Source organism: Microbacterium sp. Z10_103 (genome assembly GCF_058310455.1).
Window position 1 is genome coordinate 1822559 of sequence record NZ_JBZEGK010000001.1, and the last position, 17892, is coordinate 1840450.

Below are 17892 nucleotides of genomic sequence, written 5' to 3' on the forward strand. Positions count from 1 at the left end.
CGAGTTCCCATCTCCCAGTCGTTACCCACCCAGGACACGGTCCAGGTAGGCGTTGGAGAAGACGCGCGCCGGGTCGAGCCGATCACGGACGGCGATGAACTCGGGGAACCGCGGGTAGCGGGCGCGGAGCTCGTCGGCGTCCAGCCCGTGCTCCTTGCCCCAGTGCGGCCGGCCCCCGTGTGCCACCATCAGGTCTTCCACCGCGGCGAAGTACTCGCTGGGGTCTTCTCGCCAGTAGCGGTGCACCGCCAGATACGCGCTGTCCCGGCCGTACGCCGTCGACAACCACCGATCATCCGCCGGCGCGACGCGCACCTCGACGGGAAAGGAGATCCGCCAGCGACGCTCGGCGATGAGGTTCTGGATGTCGCGGAACGCCGGCACGAGCCGTTCGAGGGGCACCGCGTACTCCGACTCGCGAAAGCGCACCGTGCGGCGCTGGGTGAAAACCCGTGCCGAGTGGTCGACGTAGGTGCGGTTGCCGAACGTCTGCCCGGCGATCCGAGCGACGGGCGGCACGACGGCGGGAACCATGGCCCCGGCCGCACACGTCATGCGGTAGACGCCGTTGGCGAGGAACGTCTCATCCACCCACCGGCGTGCGGCCGGCATCGGTCGGCGCACCCCGTGCTCGGGCAGGCGCGTGTTGGTCTTGGTGACCGCCACGTCGGTGCCGGGGAACCAGTAGAACTCGAAGTGGTCGGCCTCCACCCGCTCCCCGATGCCCCGCAGGGTCTCCTCGAGGGGCTCCGGCCGTTCCACGGCCTCCAGGAGAAACGCCGGAACGCACTGCAGCGTCACCTCGACGAGCACACCGAGTGCCCCGAGCCCCACGGCGACGGCCGGAAGCAGCGCAGGCTCGGAGGTCTCATCGACCGTCAGCAGCGAGCCGTCCCCGGGAACGAGGGTGACCCCGACCACCTGCGTCGAGATACCGCCGAAACGCAGCCCGGTGCCGTGGGTTCCCGTGGAGATGGCGCCGGCGATGGTCTGCCGGTCGATGTCGCCGAGGTTCGGCATCGCCAGGCCGTAGGGGGCGAGGAGGCCCGGGATCTCCCAGAGGCGCGTTCCCGCCCGCAGCGTCACCCGGGCGCGCTCGCGGTCGACCGCCACGACCCCCCGGAGGTCGGACAGGTCGACGAGAACGTCCGGGGCGACGGCGATCCCGGAGAAGCTGTGGCCGGCGCCCACGGCCTTCAACCGCAGGGACCGTGCGGCGGCGGCCGTGACCGCACGGCGCACGGCCTCCACGCTGGACGGGTATTCCACGCGGGCGGGGCGCGCCGAGTGATTACGCGCCCAGTTGCGCCAGATCCCGCCGGGCCGGGTCACAGGAACGCCCGGCCCTCGCCGCGGTAGGTGGGGAGGTCGCCGCGCACCGCACCGCTCTCCACCAGGTGATACCGGTCGACGCGCTCGGCGAGCTCTCCGCTCTTGGCATGACGGAACCACACCCGGTCTCCGATGGCGAGCTGTCGAGCCGCGGCACCCTGCAACGGCGTCTGCACCTCTCCCGCCGCTTCACGCCCGAGCGGGCGCAAGCCGGCCGGCCACGCCGGCAGCGGCTGGCGTGAGGCCAGCGGGGGCCCGGAGGCGATCCACCCTCCGCCGAGCACCGTGGCGATGTCGGGCAGGGGCTTGCGCACCACGTCGAGCCCGAAGGCGGCTGCGGGGGCGGGAGAGAACGCCTGATACCCGTCGAACAGGTGCCCGGCGAGGAGCCCCGAACCGGCGGTCACCTCGGTGACGGCCGGCTCCGCGACGGTGCGCTCCAGCGATCCGGTGCCGCCGCCGTTGACGAACTCGAGGTCGGCGATCTCGCGGACATCGCTGACCACGATCGCGCGCCGCTCCGCGAGCTCAGCGACGGATCGCCGCTGCATCCACCGGATCACCCGGTCGCCGGCGCCCACGGCGTCGGGCTGCCCGGCCACCTGCGCCTCGTACATCATGAGACCGACGAGGCGGAAGCCGGGCCGGGCCGCGATGCGACGGGCGAGCTGCACGACCTCTGCCGGGTGATGGAGCGGCGACCGGCGGACGCCGATGTGACCGAGCGGACCGCGCCAGGAGGCATCCACGTCGATCGCCACGCGGATCTCCGCGCGGGAACCGGGTGCGGCGACCGCATCGACGATATCGAGGTGGGCGACGTCATCGACCATGAGGGTGATCCGTGCCGCGGCCCGCTCATCCGCGCCGAGCGCCGCGAGGGCGGGGCGGTCGGCGACCGGGTAACCCAGAACGATGTCGTCGTGGTTGCCGGCGAGCCACAGCGCTTCGGCAAGCGTGAAGGCGAGGATGCCGCGATATCCGGGAAGCGCCAGTACGGCGTCGAGCAGGCCGCGGACACGCACCGACTTGCTGGCCACCCGGATCGGCACCCCGCCGGCGCGCACGAGCAGGTCTGCGGCGTTGTAGCGGAGGGCCTCGAGCGAGATGACGGCGACGGGAGCGGGGAGGGACGCGGTGGCGGCATCGATCGCGGCCCAGTGCGCCGATCCCGCGTCAGCCGATGACCGACCGCCCAGAAGGTCGAGAGTCACGAGGCGTTCCGCAGCCCACACATGAAGACAGCCTAGAGCGGAGCCGGATTCATCCCCTACGCTGTGCCACAAGGCTCTCCTCACCCCCGATCCGGGAGGTTTCCATGGCCGTATTCTCGCGAGGTTTCGGCGCCCGTCGGCGCGAATCCGACCCCGCCCTGCCACCGGGCCAGTACCTCACGGGGGATTTCCCCGTCCTCTCGGCAGGCCCGACGCCGCGCATCGACACGGCGGAGTGGGCGTTCACGATCCGCAACGAGCACGGGGTCTCCCGCACGTGGACGTGGGACGAGTTCATGGCCCTTCCGATCGAGGACGTCAGCACCGACATCCACTGCGTGACGCGCTGGTCCAAGTTCGGCACCTCGTGGCGCGGGGTGTCCCTCGATACCCTCCTGGCTGAGGTGGACACCGACCTCGAATATGCGATGGCCCACTCCTACGGCGGGTACACGACGAACGTGCCGCTGGAGGACCTCACGGACGGCAAGGCCTGGATCGCCTTCGAGTTCGGCGGCGAGCCGCTCGATCCGGAGCATGGGGGGCCCGCCCGTCTGTTGGTGCCGCACCTGTACTTCTGGAAGAGCGCGAAGTGGGTGCGGGGCCTCACGATGCAGGACCACGACGACCCCGGGTTCTGGGAACAGAACGGCTACCACCTCCACGGCGATCCCTGGCGCGAGGAGCGCTATTGGTGACGGTGCGCGGGTGGTCGCCGGCGCGGATCGCACAGATCGAGCAGGCGACCCCGACGGCGCGGATCCTCCGCGTGCACGTCCCCGGCTGGCCGGGGAACCTCCCCGGGCAGCATCTCGACCTGCGCCTCACCGCCGAGGACGGCTACCAGGCCGTGCGGTCGTATTCGATCGCGTCCTCCGGGCCGGGCGAAGACGTCGAGATCGCGATCGACGAGGTGCCGGACGGAGAGGTGTCCCCCTATCTCGTGCGGGACGTGCAGCCCGGTGACGAGCTGGAGATCATGGGTCCGCTCGGCGGATTCTTCGTCTGGCACGACGACGACCCCTCCCCCGTCCAGCTCATCGCGGGCGGGTCGGGCATCGTGCCGTTGCTGGCGATGGCCCGCGCTCGCGCGGCGTCCCCCTCTTCCGCTCCATTCCGGCTGCTGTACTCGGTGCGGACGCCCGAAGACGCGATGTACCGCGGCGAGGTCGCAAGGCTGGATGCGGCGGGCATCCCCGTCACGTGGGTCTACACGCGCTCCGGCCCTCCGGGATGGCCGGGACGGGTCGGGCGGGTCACCCCCGACGTCTTGCGCGCGCACACCGCGTCGTCCGAGACGTCACCCTCGGTGTTCGTCTGCGGCCCGACAGGCTTCGTCGAAGCCGCCGCATCCGCCCTCGTGCAGCTCGGTCACGATCCGGCGCGGGTTCGCACCGAGCGATTCGGAGGCACCTGATGACCCCTTCTCACCCTGCACCCAGTGGTCCGGTTCGCGTCGTCGACGGCAACGCGCTGGCGGGGATGCTGGGGACCTCTCTCGCTGTCGATCCGACGATGCTCGCCCTGACGTGCGGCCACTGCGGGGATCAGTTCGTCCTCGCCGAGACGGTGGTCGAGCGCGAGCCGCGGTCGGCGCTGGTGCGCTGCCGCGGGTGTACGCATACCCTGTTCTCGCTCCTGGCGGACGACGACGGCCTGATCGTCCGCATCGGCACGCTCGACCTCCGCTTCCCCTCCTGACGCACCCTCGTCGACACGCGCGATCGGCGTGTGACCGACCCACTCAGGGTGGTCGGGATATGGTGGGAGCGCGCGGGTGTCAACGATGCCCCCAATGCGCTTCTTCCTCCCAGGCAGGCATCCCCCCATGGCCAGCACGATCTCGCCACGTCCCTTTTTCGCGCTCGCAGCCACCCTCGGGTTGGCCGTAGCAGCCACTTTCGGTATCTCTACAGCCGCGTCTGCGGCGACCGTCATCAGCGGCCCCATCGACCTCGGCACGGCCGAGAGTTACGGCGTCCTCGGAGCCACCGGCGTCACCAACACCGGCCCCACCGTCATCAACGGTGACCTCGGCGTGTCACCGGGCACCTCGCTTACGGGATTCACCGGTGCGCCTACCGGCGGAGAGGTGGATGGCGAGACCTACCAGACCGATACGGAAGCTGCGCAGGCGCAAGCGGACGCCCTCACGGCGTACAACGTCGCCGCTTCCCTCTCCCCGACCCGGTTGGGGATGGGCGAGCTGGCCGGTCAGAGCCTCGCACCGGGGGTGTACACGGGCGGAGCGCTGGCACTGTCCGGCGGCAACCTCACTCTGGCCGGAAGTGCCAGCTCCGTATGGGTCTTCCAGGCCTCCTCCACTCTGACCATCGGTTCGGGCGCCAACATCCTCTTCACCGGCGGCGCGTCCTCCTGCAATGTGTTCTGGCAGGTCGGCTCGTCCGCCACGATCGGCACAGGCGCCGCATTCGAGGGCACTGTCCTCGCCAATACGTCGATCACGGCGAACACCGACGCGACCATCGCCGGTCGGTTGATCGCCCTGAACGGCGCTGTCACGCTGCAGTCGAACGTAATCACCCCGGCGACCGGGTGTACGCCGGGAACCGTGTCCGACACACCCGCCCCGGAGATCACCTCCGGTGAGCCCACGGACGCCACCGCCGGCACGCCCTACTCGTTCACCGTCACAGCGGAAGGCACGCCTTCACCGACGTTCACCGTCACCCAAGGGAGCCTCCCGGCCGGGCTCAGCCTGGACAGCACGACCGGCGTCATCTCCGGCACCCCCACCACCCCGGGATCGAGCACCTTCACCGTGACCGCCGGTAACGCCCAATCACCGGACGCGAGCGCGATCTACGAGATCACCGTGGCGCCCCCGGCTCCCATCGTGGCGCCGGTGCCACCCTCGGGCACCGCCGGCCTCCCCGCGACCGGTGCGGAGAACCCGGGCGAATTGGCCGCGTCGGGAGGCAACGCGCTCTCACCGGTCGCCGGCGTGCTGCTGCTCGTCACCGGCGCCGCGTTCGTGCTGTTCTCCCTCCGTCGACGCCTCTCCACGTAGAAGGCGCCACTGACACGAAATCACGAAACCCCCGTCGGCTCGCGGCCGGCGGGGGTTCCTGACGTCACGGGAACGATCCCCCGCGGTTCGCGCGGCCAGCTGCGGCGGGAGAAGCCAGGGGGACCTTGTTCCCGGGACTTCCGACGCTGGTCCGATGTCGGGGGTGCCGTCCACAATCGAAGCTGGCCGGACTTTGGGGACCGGCTTCCGTAGGGATCGAGCATCAGTCGAGGTGCGCGCGGTGACGCTTCACGGGCGTTCCAGGGACGTGCGCACCTCGTCTGAGATCGGGGAGTGCGAAAGGCCCCCACCGACCGAAGTCGATGAGGGCCAGGATGCTTGATACTCCGCGGCGGGATGGTACCCCCGGTGGGACTCGAACCCACACTGTGGCGATTTTAAGTCGCTTGCCTCTGCCATTGGGCTACGGGGGCGGGACGTGCCCGCTCCCACGTTAGCGCTCAGCCCTGGGCGGCGAGCTTCTCGCTCTTGGCGGGCTTCGCGGTCTTCGCAGCGGGCTTCTTCTCCTCGACAGCGGCAGCGGGCTGCTGCGGGCGCGGACGAGCTGCGAACTCCTCGAAGACGTAGCGCGGGGTCTGCACGGCCTCGAGGTTCACGATGTCGCGGCCGAGCCACAGGTTGTTCCACCAGCCCCACAGGACGCGCCACTTGCGCTCCCACGTCGGCATGGCCAGGCCGTGGTAGCCGCGGTGCGCGACCCACGCCAGGATGCCCTTGATGGCGAGGTTGCCCGACTGGAAGACGCCGTTGTACAGGCCCAGGCCCGCAACCGCGCCGAGGTTCTTGTGGTAGTACTCCTTGGGCTCTTCGCCGCGGAGGACCGCCGTGATGTTCTTCGCGAGGAGCTTGCCCTGACGAACGGCATGCTGGGCGTTGGGAACACAGAATCCCCCCACGCCTCCGCCGGTGAGATCGGGAACGGCCGAGACATCGCCGGCGGCCCAGGCACCTTCGACGGCCTCTTCGGCCGTCCCGACGCGCAGGTCGGGACGCGTGCGGATACGGCCGCGCTCCTCGACGGGGAGGTCGCTGCCACGGACCACCGTGGGGTTCGCCATGACGCCGGCGGTCCACACGATGATGTCGGTGGGAATGATCTCTCCGGTGGACAGCTCGACGTTGCCGTCGACGGCTCCGGTGACCTGCGTGTCGAGGTGCACGTAGGCGCCGCGCTTGGCGAGGTCTTTCAGCACCCACTCGCTGGTCTTCAGCGACACCTCGGGCATGATGCGACCCATCGCCTCGACGAGGTGGAAGTGCGTCTCCTCGAAGGAGACCTGCGGGTAGAACTTCAGCAGGGAGGAGGCGAACGAGCGCAGCTCGGCGATGGCCTCGATGCCTGCGAACCCGCCGCCGACCACGACGACGGTCAGCAGTCGCTCCCGGGCGGGGCCGGGGGGAAGGACGGACGCCTTGTCGAAGTTGGACAACATGAGATCGCGGACGGCCACGGCCTCTTCGATGGTCTTCAAGCCGATCGCGTTGTCGGCGATACCCGGGATCGGGAAAGTGCGCGAGACCGCGCCGGCGGTGACGACGATCTGGTCGTATTCCTGCTGCCACGGTTCGCCCGCGATCGGGGTGAGCGTGGCGACCTTGTGCGCATGGTCGATTCCCGTCACCTTGGCGGCGAGGACGGTTGTCCGCTTGAGGTGACGACGCAGCGGCACGACGGCATGACGCGCCTCGATGGAGCCGGCGGCGACCTCGGGCAGGAACGGCTGATAGGTCATGTAGGGCAGCGGGTCAACGATCGTGACCTCCGCCTCTCCACGGCGAAGCTGCTTCTCCAACTTCCACGCGGTGTAAAAGCCTGCGTATCCGCCACCGACGATGAGGATTTTTGGCACGGTGCTGGTCACGGTGGAAGGAACTCCTAAGTGGGTGGGCGGCTCGGCGTGCGAGACTCGCGTGCCAATCGAATGCGCCGGGCGGCAGCGCTGAAGCCGAGCACAATCATTATAGACGCCACGGTACCCGCCGCGAGCGGAAGGCTCCCATAGCGCAGCGTCTCCTCGCTCGGAAGGAGCGGATGACCGGCCGGTGACGCCTCATCCGCCTCGGCGAGGGGCGGCACGACGACCGGCCCGACGGTGGGCTGCGGCGCCGGCTCGGCGTCGGCCCGGCGGTACAGACGGATCCACTCCCGGAGGTCGCCGACGGGGTTCGCGTCCACGGACGGAACGCTCGCCGTCACCGCCGCCGCGGCGTTCACGAGCCCGTATCCGTACAGCACGTCCGGGTGGGAGCCGGCCCCCACCGCGGGGGTGGCCGTGCTGATGAGGCGGTTCAGAACGTTGTTGGCATCGAGGGTGGGATGCGCTGCCCGCACAAGCGCGGCGATCCCTGCGACGATCGGCGCCGCGCCGCTCGTTCCGTTCCACTGCACGAGAGAACCGTCGGCCGACACGCCGATGAGTCGCTCGCTGGGGGCGGAGACGCCGATGGTGATGCCCTGGGTGGAGGCGTCGACGCTCGCGGTACCGGTGGGATCGACCCCGCCCACGGTCAGTACGCCAGGGATCGTCGCGGGGGCACCGACGCGGGTGGTGCCGCTGCCGCGGTTTCCCGCGGCCACGACGATGACGACATCGTGGTCGAACGCGTACAGAAAAGCGTCATCCCACGACGGATCCCACTCGAGGGTGTTGGTCGTGAGCGACATGTTGATGACATCCGCGCCGTTGTCCACCGCCCAACGGATGGCACCGGCGATCTGGTCCTTCACCGGAACCGAGCGCCCGGCGATGTCGATCGAGATCGACAAGAGCTCGGCCTCGGGTGCCACACCGATCATGCCCCGGCCCTCGCCCGTCCCGCGGGCGCCGGCGAGGGAGGCCACCCAGCTGCCGTGGTTCGCGTTGGTCCCGCCGATCGGCTCGCGTCCGTCGGGGCTGCCGAGCTCCGACATATCCGTTCCGTCCACAACGCCGGCGAACTCGACCGGAGTACGCCCGACACCCGTGTCGATCACGGCGATGCGGACCCCCGCTCCCCGCGTGGTCTTCCACGCCTCACGGACGCCGTACTGGTCGAGCCAATACTCCCCCGCGCGCACCGGATCCGTCGGATCCTCCGGCACCGATGCTGCACCGATGAGGGTTCCCGTCAGGACGAACGCAGCCACGGCTGCGGCGAGCTTCTTCACCCCGCAGCTCCCGGCGAGGCGCAGGTGCAGCGCTGCGGCGACCAGGACGAACGCTCCAGGGCGAAATCCCCGATGGGGTTGACCCCCGGTCCGGCCGCGAGGGCGTGGCCGGCGAGGGCATGCAGGCATTTCACCCGCGTCGGCATCCCCCCGGCGGAGATGCCGGCGATCTCCTCGGGTTCGCCGTACGCGGCACGGTCGCGCAGGTACGCCTCGTGAGCGCGGTGATAGGCCGCGCGCAGGTCTTCCTCGGCGTCGAGGTCGTCGCTGAGTTCGCGCATCACATGGTCGGCTTCCAGCGCCGACATCGCCGAGGTCGCACCGGGGTGGGTCAGGTAGTAGAACGTCGGAAACGGCGACCCGTCCGCGAGGCGCGGCGCGGTGGCGACGACCACCGGGTTGCCGCACACACAGCGTGCTGCGATGCCGACGACATCGCGGGCGGGGCGTCCGAGTTGCTCGCGCAGCACGGCGAGATCGGCGTCGGATGCGGGCGGCAGAGGGGGGGTGCTCATCCCCGCCAGGCTACCGTTCCCGGCTGCAAGGGTGCTGGTCCCTGCCTCGCGAGGTCACGGGGTCGGTGCCGGCAGAGGTACGCCGATGGTGGGCGCCGCCGTGCGCGCGAGCCCGGCGGTCGCCACGGAGCGGACGAGCTGCGACATCCAGTCGGTGCGGGTCTGGGCGACCTCGTCGCTGACAGCCCCCTCCTCCTGTGGCAGTTCGGCTGCGGGCAGGTCGTTGTCGACGAGGTACACCACCTCGCCCGGGCGCACGTAGTACAGGCGCTCCCGCGCCTGCGTCGTGATGTAAGCCGGGTCGGTCCAGCGTTCCCGCTGCGCCTCGAGGTCGGCGACCTCCTGCTCTCCGACCTCGACCGCTTGCCGGAGAGCCGCGATCTGCTGACGCTGGTCGACATAGGTGCCGACGGTGGGCACCAGCACGAAGGCGGCCAGCACCACGAGCCCGAGCATGATGACCATGAACCCCGACAGGCGGATGCCGCCCAGCCAGGCCCGGACGTCGACACGCTCCGGTGCCGGCGCCGACGTGCGAGAGGGGGGAACCTGTCCTCGAGGCACAGTTCCCCCCTCTCGTTGACGCTTCGCTCTTGCTTACGCGGTGTAGCGCGGGAACGCCGAACGACCGGCGAATTCCGCCGCGTCGCCCAGTTCTTCCTCGATACGCAGAAGCTGATTGTATTTCGCGACCCGCTCGCTGCGAGCGGGCGCGCCGCTCTTGATCTGTCCCGAGTTCACAGCGACGGCCAGGTCGGCGATCGTGGTGTCCTCGGTCTCCCCCGAACGGTGCGACAGCATCGTGGTGTAGCCCGAGCGGTGGGCCAGGTCGATGGCATCGAGCGTCTCGGAGAGCGTGCCGATCTGGTTCACCTTGACCAGCAGGGAGTTGGCCGCTCCTCGTCGGATTCCTTCGGCGAGGCGCTGGGGGTTGGTCACGAACAGATCGTCACCGACCAGCTGCACCCTCTTACCGAGCCTTTCGGTCAGCGCGGTCCAGTTGTCCCAGTCATCCTCCGCGAGCGCGTCCTCGATGGTGACGATCGGGAACGCGTCGACGAGCTCGACGTAGTAGTCGGTCAGCTGCTCGGCGGTCCAGTCCCTGTTGTCCAGGCGGTACACACCGTCGGAGAAGAACTCGGTGGCCGCCACATCCAGACCCAGCGAGATCTCGGTGCCCGGGGTGAAGCCGGCCTTCTCGATGGCGCGGACGAGGAACTCCAGCCCCTCGCGGTTGCTGGGCAGGTCGGGGGCGAAACCGCCCTCGTCGCCGAGGCCCGTCGCGTAACCGGCGGCCTTCAGCTCACCCTTGAGCACGTGGTACACCTCGGTGCCCCAGCGCAGTGCCTCGGAGAAGCTCGAGGCGCCGATGGGCGCAAGGAAGAACTCCTGCATGTCGATGCCGTTGTCGGCGTGCTCGCCGCCGTTGATGACGTTGAACAGCGGCACCGGGAGGAGGTGCGCGTTGGGGCCGCCGAGGTAGCGGAACAACGGCAGGTCGGCGCTGTCGGCGGCCGCCTTGGCCACCGCGAGGCTCACGCCGAGGATCGCGTTCGCACCGGAGCGCGACTTGTTCTCGGTGCCGTCCGTCTCGATGAGGATCTCGTCGACGATGCGCTGCTCACTGGCTTCGACGCCCTCCAGCGCCGGGCCGAGCTCATCGATCACCGCGGCGACGGCCTTCAGGACGCCCTTGCCGCCGTAGCGGCGCTTGTCGCCGTCTCGCAGTTCGTACGCCTCGAACGCACCGGTGGATGCTCCGGACGGGACGGCCGCGCGCTGGACGATGCCGTCATCCAGCAGCACCTCCACCTCGACGGTCGGGTTTCCGCGCGAATCAAGAATCTCGCGCGCGTTGACAGCCTCGATAAGTGCCACGAAGGACTCCCTAAAGGTTCGGGGGTGAGGTTTGCGGAGCGTCGTCGGTCCGCGGTCGAGTCTAGTGATGCAGGCGCTGCGCCACAGCGGGCCTCAAGATGCGGCGTCGGTCAGGAGAGCGATGGCGACGCCGTCCCACCCCTTCCGATCCAGGGTCTGCAGCGCCGTGGCGTCGAAGCGCGCATCAGTGCCCAGCATCTCGAGACCGCGGCGGACCCCCTCGATCTGCGATCCCTTGTCGGTGAGGTCTGCGACCTTCCCCGAGCGCACGACGTTGTCGACCATGACGACGGTGCCTGGGCGCCCCAGGCGTGCGGCCCAGTCGAGATAGATCGTGTTGGACTCCTTGTCGGCGTCGATGAAGACGAGATCGAAGGGCGCCTCATCCGCCAGGGTGGGCAGCACGTCGGCGGCTCGCCCCTCCCGCACCTCGACGCGCTCGGCGACCCCCGCACGTTCCAGGTTCGCCCGTGCCACGGCCGCATTGCGCGGCTCGGCCTCGATGCTGATCACCCGGCCGTCGTCCGGCAGCGCGCGCGCGAGCCAGATCGTCGAGTAGGCGCCGAGGGTGCCGATCTCCAGCACCCGCCGCGCGCCGGCCAGCCGGGCCAGCAGGTGCAGCAGCTTTCCGTTGAGCGGGGCGACCTCGATCGCGGGGAGGCCGGCGGCCTCCTGGTCGGCGATGGCCTCCTCCAGGTCGGGGTCGTGCCCCACGAGAGTGTCGGTGAGGTAAGCGTCGACGTGCGTCCAGGTGTCGGAGGTGGGTCCGGTCATGCCTCCAGACTTCCCACGCCGCCGCGCCCGGTCAAGCCCGCGCGCCGCTCGACGAGCGCTTGGAGCAGGGCGGCACCGGTGGCGGCGTCGTCGACGGTCACGACGAACTGCCGCCCGTCCTGGCGGGTGATCTGGATCGCCTCGCCACTGCGGGTGACGATGCCGAAGCGCCCGGGCGTCCAGCGCCAGCCCCACCCGCCGAACTCGCCCATCGCGTTGACGAAGACGACGCGGGCCGCCCGGATGTCGCTCGATGCGACATGCCAGCGTGGCACGCCGACCATGCTCCGGACGACGAGCCCGGTGTCGTCGATGACCACGCGGTGGGCGAGCACCGCAATGACCAGGAGCACGAGCGGCACGCCCGTCGCGAGGACGACCCACCCCGCCGCGCCGCTGCCGGTGGCCACGAGCCCCCCGCCCGTGCCGAGCACCGCCACGGCGATGCCGACGAGTAGGAGAGCGGGTCCGCGGGACGTCGTGGCGGTGCGCGCCCACACCGCGCTCTCGTCCGCGGCGATCGGCAGTGGCTCGACCGCGACGCCCTCCTCGGGGATGTCCTGCGCACGCGGCTGGGCGAACCATCCGGCGATCGCGGCCAGGACCCCGGCGCTGAGCCCCGCCAGCAGCGGGAGGCCGAGGGGCGGCGCATCCGGCGCAGCGGGGTCGGTCTGCAACGCCGCGAGGGCCGTCGCCAGGACGCTCAGGAAGGCGACCGTGGCCAGCAGGAATGCACCGACGAACCGCAGCTGACCCCCGGCGACCCCGGTGCGCGCGTGCCCCCGCGTGGCGGCCCGCTCGCCGGCGAGCACCATGCCGCCGAGGAGAAGCACGAGCGCCACCCCCAGCACGAGTGTCAAGGCGGGGAACGACCACGCCGGTCCGTAGCCGTCCGGCTCGCCCGCGGCGTTCCAGTGGATCGCGACAGTCTCGGGCAGCCTCGGGAGCAGGGCCGCCTGCACGGCCGCGGCGACCACGGTGATGACGAGCGGCGCGATGATGGCGACGAGCACGAAGCGGCGGCGGGGGTGGGCTGCAGAGCGGGTCACGAGGTCTTCCTTTCCTTCGGCGCGGCGTGCGGCGCTCGGGGGCACCGAGACCGGGGCGAGTCCGGGCACCAGGGCGGCGAGCGGATCGGCGCCGGTGCCGTCGGCGCGGCGCGGGCCACGAGCGCGGCCAGCGCGGCTCAGGTGAGCGGCTTGACCTCGAGATCGTCCACGGCCGCACCCGCCGATGCCGTCGCAAAGGCCGTGTAGCCGTCGGCGGCGGCGCGTTCGAGGAGCGCCTTGAGGTTCTTCGTCCGCCGCTCGAGGCGCACGCGACGGCCTTGGGCCACGAGCGCCGACTTCAGCGCGACCAGCTCGGCGACCGGCACGTCGCGGTCGTGGACCAGGACGAGGGCCGCGGATGCTGCATCCTCGCCTTCCGCGACGAGGTCGACGATGCGCTCGAAGCCGATCGAGAAGCCGACGGCGGGCACGTCCTGGCCGAGGAACCGGCCGATCATGCCGTCGTAGCGGCCGCCCCCGCCGAGCGAATACGAGACCGAAGGATGAGCGAGCTCGAAGATCGTGCCGGTGTAGTACCCCATGCCGCGGACGAGGAACGGGTCGAAGGTCAGCGGCACATCGCCGCCGCGGGCGGCAGCGACGGCATCGCCGAGGGCAGCGAGGTGCGCCACCACCTCGTCGGATGCACCCTCGGGAAGGGCTCGGCGGATGGAGAGCTCGCCGTAGGGAAGCTCTTCGGCAGGCTGCGGACGTCGCAGGAACTCCGCGAACGCCGCAACGGCGGGCGGGTGCGCACCCCGCTCGGTCAGTTCCGCGACGACCCCGTCGGGGCCGATCTTGTCGAGCTTGTCGATCGTGATCAGCACGCCCGGCCGCTCGTCGGCGGCGAATCCGAAGCCTTCCAGCATCCCGTCCAGTGCGCGGCGGTCATTCACGCGCACGACACCACCCTCGAGCCCCAGCGCATCGACGGCGTCCAGCGTCGCGACGATGAGCTCGGCCTCGGCACGCACGGAGGTGTCCCCGATGATGTCGATGTCGCACTGCACGAACTGGCGATAACGGCCCTTCTGGGGCCGCTCCGCGCGCCACACCGGCGCGATCTGGACGGCGCGGAACACCGTGGGAAGCTCGCCGCGGTGCGTGGCGTAGAACCGCGCCAGCGGAACGGTGAGGTCGTACCGGAGTCCGAGGTCCGTGAGGGCCGCCGGGTCGTCGGCGGCGGCGCGGATCGCATCGGAGTCCAGCCCCCGCTTGAGGATGTTGAAGGCGAGCTTCTCGTTGTCGCCGCCGATGCCGGCGTGCAGGCGACCGTACTCCTCCAGAACGGGCGTCTCGATCTCGTCGAACCCGTGCGCGCGGTAGCGCTGCCGGATGACGGCGAGCACGCGCTCGCGACGGGACTTCTCGGCGGGCAGGAAATCGCGCATGCCGCGCGGCGGGGTGACGGAGGGCACCCGGCTATTCTTCCAGGCCCGGCTCGCTGCCCGCGGCGGATTCGGCCGCGCGCACGTCGTCGGTCAACATCCGCAGCCGTTCGCGCAGCGCACGCTCCGCGTCCCACCCGTTCGCGCGTGCGTCGGCGACGAGCGCGAGGAGCGTGTCACCGAGCTCCGCCTCGTTCCCCGGCCGAGAAACCACATTCCGGGCGAGACGCACCGCGTCGCGGGGTTTCTCGTCCGGATCGTCGTTTCTCGCGGGCACGACGCCGACCTGGGCGGCTTTGCCGATCAGCTTCTGCGCGAGCGCAAGAGACGGCATGTGCGTGGAGACCCCGTCGAGCACGCTCGTGCGTGCCTGCTTTTCCGCGGCCTTGGCCGCGTTCCAGTGCACGAGCACCTCCTCCGGGGTGGTGGCCACCGCATCCCCGAACACATGCGGATGCCGCCGCACCATCTTCTCCGTCAAGCCTCGCGCCACGTCGTCGATGTCGAACGGGTCCTCGGCGTCGCGCGAGGCGATCTCGGCGTGGAACAGCACCTGCCACAGCAGGTCCCCGAGCTCCTCGCGGAGCTCCTCCCTCGTGCCGGACTCCACGGCGTCGATGACCTCGGCGCTCTCCTCCACGAGGTACGGAACCAGGGCTCGATGATCGATCTGCTGCGTCCACACGCAGCGGTCGCGGACGGCGCGCATCGTCTCGGCCGCTTCGCGCAGCGCGTCGCCGTCGTGGCCGGGCGCGCGATTCTCCGGTAGTGCCATGCCCGCCACGATACGAGGATCCCCGCCTTCCGGGCAGCGAGATAGCTTTGAGGGATGCACGAACTCTCCCAGACCGAGGCTCTCGACCTCGTCGGCCGCTTCGAGGCCGGGCAGGAGCTCCCCGAAGAGATGCGGGCCGATGTGCGCCTGCTCGGGTCGCTCCTGGGACGCGTCCTCCGCGAAAGCGGGTCGCCGGGACTGTTCGAGGACGTCGAGCGCCTGCGGACGGCCACGATCCACGCGTACACGGACGAGACATCCGAGGCGTTCGCGCGTGCGGCGGCGATCGCCGACGGGTTCACCGTCGCCCGCGCCGATGAGGTCGCACGGGCGTTCACGTGCTACTTCCACCTCGTGAACCTCGCCGAAGAGCACCAGCGCGTCCGGGTCCTCCGCGAACGCGACGGGAGCGCCGATTCCTCCGATGCGTCCGACTCTGTCGTCGCCGCGTACGCACAGCTGTCGGAGGAAGTGGGCGAGGATGCGGCGCGCCGTCGTCTGCAGGCTCTCCGCTTCCACCCCGTCTTCACCGCGCACCCGACCGAGGCGCGCCGCCGCGCCGTGTCCAGCAGCATCCGCCGCCTCTCGGAGCTGCTCGACGGGTACGACAGCGCGGCGGAGGGAGGCGCGGCGAGCCGACGCGCCGAGCGCCGCATGCTCGAGGAGATCGACGTGCTGTGGCGCACAGCCCCGCTCCGCTCCGAGAAACCGTCGCCGACGGACGAGGTGCGCTCGATCATGGGCGTCTTCGACGAAACGCTGTACACGGCCGTCCCGCACGTGTACCGCCGCATCGACGACGCACTGCACGGGGATGCCGCCGGCGCCCGCGCGCCGATCGTCCGCCCCTTCGTGCGGCTGGGGTCGTGGGTGGGCGGTGACCGCGACGGCAACCCGTTCGTCACGGCCACGGTGACCCGGAAGGCGGCGGCGATCGCGAGCGAGCACGTGCTTCGCGGGCTCGAACGCACCGCGCTGCGCGTCGGCCGCGGGCTGACCCTGGATGCGACATCCACCCCGCCGAGCGCTGCGCTCCTCACCCTGTGGCAACGGCTCCGTGCCGCCGACGAGGATGCCGCGGATGAGATCGCGAAGCGCTCCCCCAACGAGCCGCACCGACGCATCCTGCTGCTGCTGGCCCGCAAGATCGCGGCCACCCGCACACGCGACGCCGACCGCGCCTACCGCGACCCCGAGCACCTCCTCGCCGACCTCCGCGTCGTTCAGGACTCGCTCCTGGCCGCGGGTGCGGCCCGCCAGGCGTACGGGCATCTGCAGCAGCTCGTGTGGCAGGTCGAGACGTTCGGCTTCCACCTCGCCGAGCTGGAGGTGCGCCAGCATTCCGCGGTGCACGCGAGCGTCCTGGCCGACCTGGATGCGGGGCGAACCAGCGACCAGGCCGAAGAGGTGCTCGACGTCTTCCGCGCGATCGCCTACATCCAGGAGCGCTTCGGTCCGCGCGCCGCCGGCCGTTACATCGTCTCGTTCACGCGATCCGCCGACGACCTCGCGGCCGTGCATCGCCTGGCCGCGTACGCGGTCGGCGAAGGCGGGACGCCGCCCGTGCTCGACGTCATCCCGTTGTTCGAGACGTTCGCCGACCTTCGGGCGGCGCCGGGGATCCTCGCCGAGATCGTCGAGAACCCCGCGTTCGCGGCAAGACTTGATGCGACGGACCGGCGCCTGGAGGTCATGCTCGGGTACTCCGACTCATCGAAGGACGTCGGGCCTGTCGCGGCGAACCTCGCGCTGTACGAGGCCCAGGCCGAGATCGCCGACTGGGCGCAACGCACGGGCATCGAGCTGACCCTGTTCCATGGCCGCGGCGGCGCCCTCGGCCGGGGCGGAGGGCCGGCCAATTCGGCGATCCTCGCGCAGCCGCCGCACTCCGTCGACGGGCGCTTCAAGCTCACCGAGCAGGGTGAAGTGATCTTCGCTCGCTACGGTGATCCGGCGATCGCGATGCGGCACATCGACCAGGTCGCCGCGGCCGTGCTGATGGCCTCGGCCCCGTCCAACGAAGCACACAACCGCGCCGCCGCCGACCGTTACGCCGACGTGGCAGCCACGATGGACGCGGCATCCCGCGACCGGTTCTTCGCCCTGGTGAAGGCGCCCGGTTTCGCCCCCTGGTTCGCGCGCGTGACCCCGATGGAAGAGATCGGTCACCTCGCGCTGGGGTCACGCCCCGCGCGCCGTGGGCTGTCGGTGGAGTCGCTCGAAGACCTCCGCGCCATCCCATGGGTGTTCGCGTGGACCCAGGCTCGCATCAACCTCGCCGGATGGTTCGGCCTCGGCACGGCCCTCGAGGCCGTGGGCGACGAAGAGCGCCTCCGCACCGCCTATCGCGAGTGGCCGCTCTTCCGCACGCTCGTGGACAACGTGGCCATGAGCCTCGCGAAGGCCGATGCGCGCATCGCCCGCCGCTACCTCGACCTGGGCGACCGCCCGGACCTCGCCGAGCTCGTGATGACGGAGATGTTCCTCACCCGCTCCTGGGTGATCCGCGTCACCGGCGGCGACGAGCTCCTGGAGACCAAGCCCACCCTGCAGCGGGCGGTGAAGATGCGAAGCCCCTACGTCGACGCGCTCTCGCTGCTGCAGCTGCGCGCCCTGCGGACGCTGCGGGATACCGCTGCCGACGCGCCGCGCGATCCCGAGCAGGAGCGTCTCCTGCTGCTCTCGGTCAGCGGGGTCGCCGCCGGGCTGCAGAACACCGGCTGACGCGCCCCCGAATTCGAGGAGATCTCGGGAATCGAGGACCGGA

General features: G+C 70.6%; 16 protein-coding genes and 1 tRNA gene. 5 read left to right on the forward strand and 12 right to left on the reverse strand.

Annotation, left to right across the window (positions count from 1 at the left end; translation table 11 throughout):
* Positions 1-21: 21 nt before the first annotated feature.
* The gene (locus tag AC4FS2_RS08850; protein WP_491177076.1) at positions 22-1332 is read right to left on the reverse strand and encodes a D-arabinono-1,4-lactone oxidase; all 1311 of its coding nucleotides are present in this window, start codon (positions 1330-1332) and stop codon (positions 22-24) included.
* A complete protein-coding gene (locus AC4FS2_RS08855; RefSeq protein ID WP_491152017.1) occupies positions 1329-2546 on the reverse strand; it encodes an alanine racemase in 1218 nt (405 codons plus the stop codon). The genes AC4FS2_RS08850 and AC4FS2_RS08855 overlap by 4 nt, the downstream gene beginning before the upstream one ends.
* A gap of 104 nt (positions 2547-2650) precedes the next feature.
* Here AC4FS2_RS08855 and AC4FS2_RS08860 point away from each other — a divergent pair, with 104 nt between their 5' ends.
* The 4 genes from AC4FS2_RS08860 (at position 2651) to AC4FS2_RS08875 (ending at position 5577) form a co-directional block, all read left to right on the forward strand.
* Positions 2651-3244: a sulfite oxidase-like oxidoreductase gene (locus tag AC4FS2_RS08860; protein ID WP_491152016.1), complete on the forward strand. Its 594-nt coding sequence runs from the start codon at positions 2651-2653 to the stop codon at positions 3242-3244.
* Positions 3241-3963: an FAD-binding oxidoreductase gene (locus AC4FS2_RS08865; protein WP_491152015.1), complete on the forward strand. Its 723-nt coding sequence runs from the start codon at positions 3241-3243 to the stop codon at positions 3961-3963. The genes AC4FS2_RS08860 and AC4FS2_RS08865 overlap by 4 nt, the downstream gene beginning before the upstream one ends.
* On the forward strand, positions 3963-4247 hold the full coding sequence (locus tag AC4FS2_RS08870) for a DUF6510 family protein (RefSeq protein WP_491152013.1): 285 nt from the start codon (positions 3963-3965) through the stop codon (positions 4245-4247). The genes AC4FS2_RS08865 and AC4FS2_RS08870 overlap by 1 nt, the downstream gene beginning before the upstream one ends.
* Positions 4248-4374: 127 nt before the next feature.
* Positions 4375-5577, forward strand: coding sequence for an ice-binding family protein (locus AC4FS2_RS08875; protein ID WP_491152012.1), 1203 nt, complete (start codon positions 4375-4377; stop codon positions 5575-5577).
* A 358-nt stretch (positions 5578-5935) separates the two neighbouring features.
* On the opposite strand, the gene AC4FS2_RS08880 is transcribed toward AC4FS2_RS08875, so the two are convergent.
* The 10 genes from AC4FS2_RS08880 to AC4FS2_RS08925 form a co-directional block, all read right to left on the reverse strand.
* Positions 5936-6011: transfer RNA gene (locus AC4FS2_RS08880), tRNA-Leu, on the reverse strand.
* Between the two features lie 27 nt (positions 6012-6038).
* Complete coding sequence (locus tag AC4FS2_RS08885; RefSeq protein WP_491155621.1) at positions 6039-7448, reverse strand: NAD(P)/FAD-dependent oxidoreductase; 1410 nt, start codon at positions 7446-7448, stop codon at positions 6039-6041.
* Positions 7449-7474: 26 nt separating this feature from the next.
* On the reverse strand, positions 7475-8746 hold the full coding sequence (locus AC4FS2_RS08890) for a S8 family serine peptidase (protein WP_491152010.1): 1272 nt from the start codon (positions 8744-8746) through the stop codon (positions 7475-7477).
* Positions 8743-9261 (reverse strand): DUF501 domain-containing protein, encoded by a 519-nt coding sequence (locus AC4FS2_RS08895; protein ID WP_491177079.1) that lies wholly within the window; start codon positions 9259-9261, stop codon positions 8743-8745. The genes AC4FS2_RS08890 and AC4FS2_RS08895 overlap by 4 nt, the downstream gene beginning before the upstream one ends.
* Positions 9262-9315: 54 nt before the next feature.
* On the reverse strand, positions 9316-9825 hold the full coding sequence (locus AC4FS2_RS08900) for an FtsB family cell division protein (protein ID WP_491152006.1): 510 nt from the start codon (positions 9823-9825) through the stop codon (positions 9316-9318).
* 33 nt (positions 9826-9858) lie between these two features.
* Entirely contained in the window at positions 9859-11139 is a 1281-nt protein-coding gene (gene eno / locus AC4FS2_RS08905; protein ID WP_491152004.1) for a phosphopyruvate hydratase, read from the reverse strand.
* A 93-nt stretch (positions 11140-11232) separates the two neighbouring features.
* Positions 11233-11913, reverse strand: a complete 681-nt coding sequence (locus tag AC4FS2_RS08910) for an O-methyltransferase (RefSeq protein WP_491152002.1) — start codon at positions 11911-11913, stop codon at positions 11233-11235.
* Entirely contained in the window at positions 11910-12962 is a 1053-nt protein-coding gene (locus tag AC4FS2_RS08915) for a DUF1648 domain-containing protein (protein ID WP_491177082.1), read from the reverse strand. Before AC4FS2_RS08915 ends, AC4FS2_RS08910 begins: the two co-directional genes overlap by 4 nt.
* A 137-nt stretch (positions 12963-13099) precedes the next feature.
* On the reverse strand, positions 13100-14353 hold the full coding sequence (gene hisS, locus AC4FS2_RS08920) for a histidine--tRNA ligase (protein ID WP_491177816.1): 1254 nt from the start codon (positions 14351-14353) through the stop codon (positions 13100-13102).
* 31 nt (positions 14354-14384) lie between these two features.
* Positions 14385-15125: a nucleoside triphosphate pyrophosphohydrolase gene (locus tag AC4FS2_RS08925; protein ID WP_491151999.1), complete on the reverse strand. Its 741-nt coding sequence runs from the start codon at positions 15123-15125 to the stop codon at positions 14385-14387.
* Between the two features lie 54 nt (positions 15126-15179).
* Here AC4FS2_RS08925 and AC4FS2_RS08930 point away from each other — a divergent pair, with 54 nt between their 5' ends.
* On the forward strand, positions 15180-17849 hold the full coding sequence (locus AC4FS2_RS08930) for a phosphoenolpyruvate carboxylase (RefSeq protein ID WP_491151997.1): 2670 nt from the start codon (positions 15180-15182) through the stop codon (positions 17847-17849).
* Positions 17850-17892 lie beyond the last annotated feature (43 nt).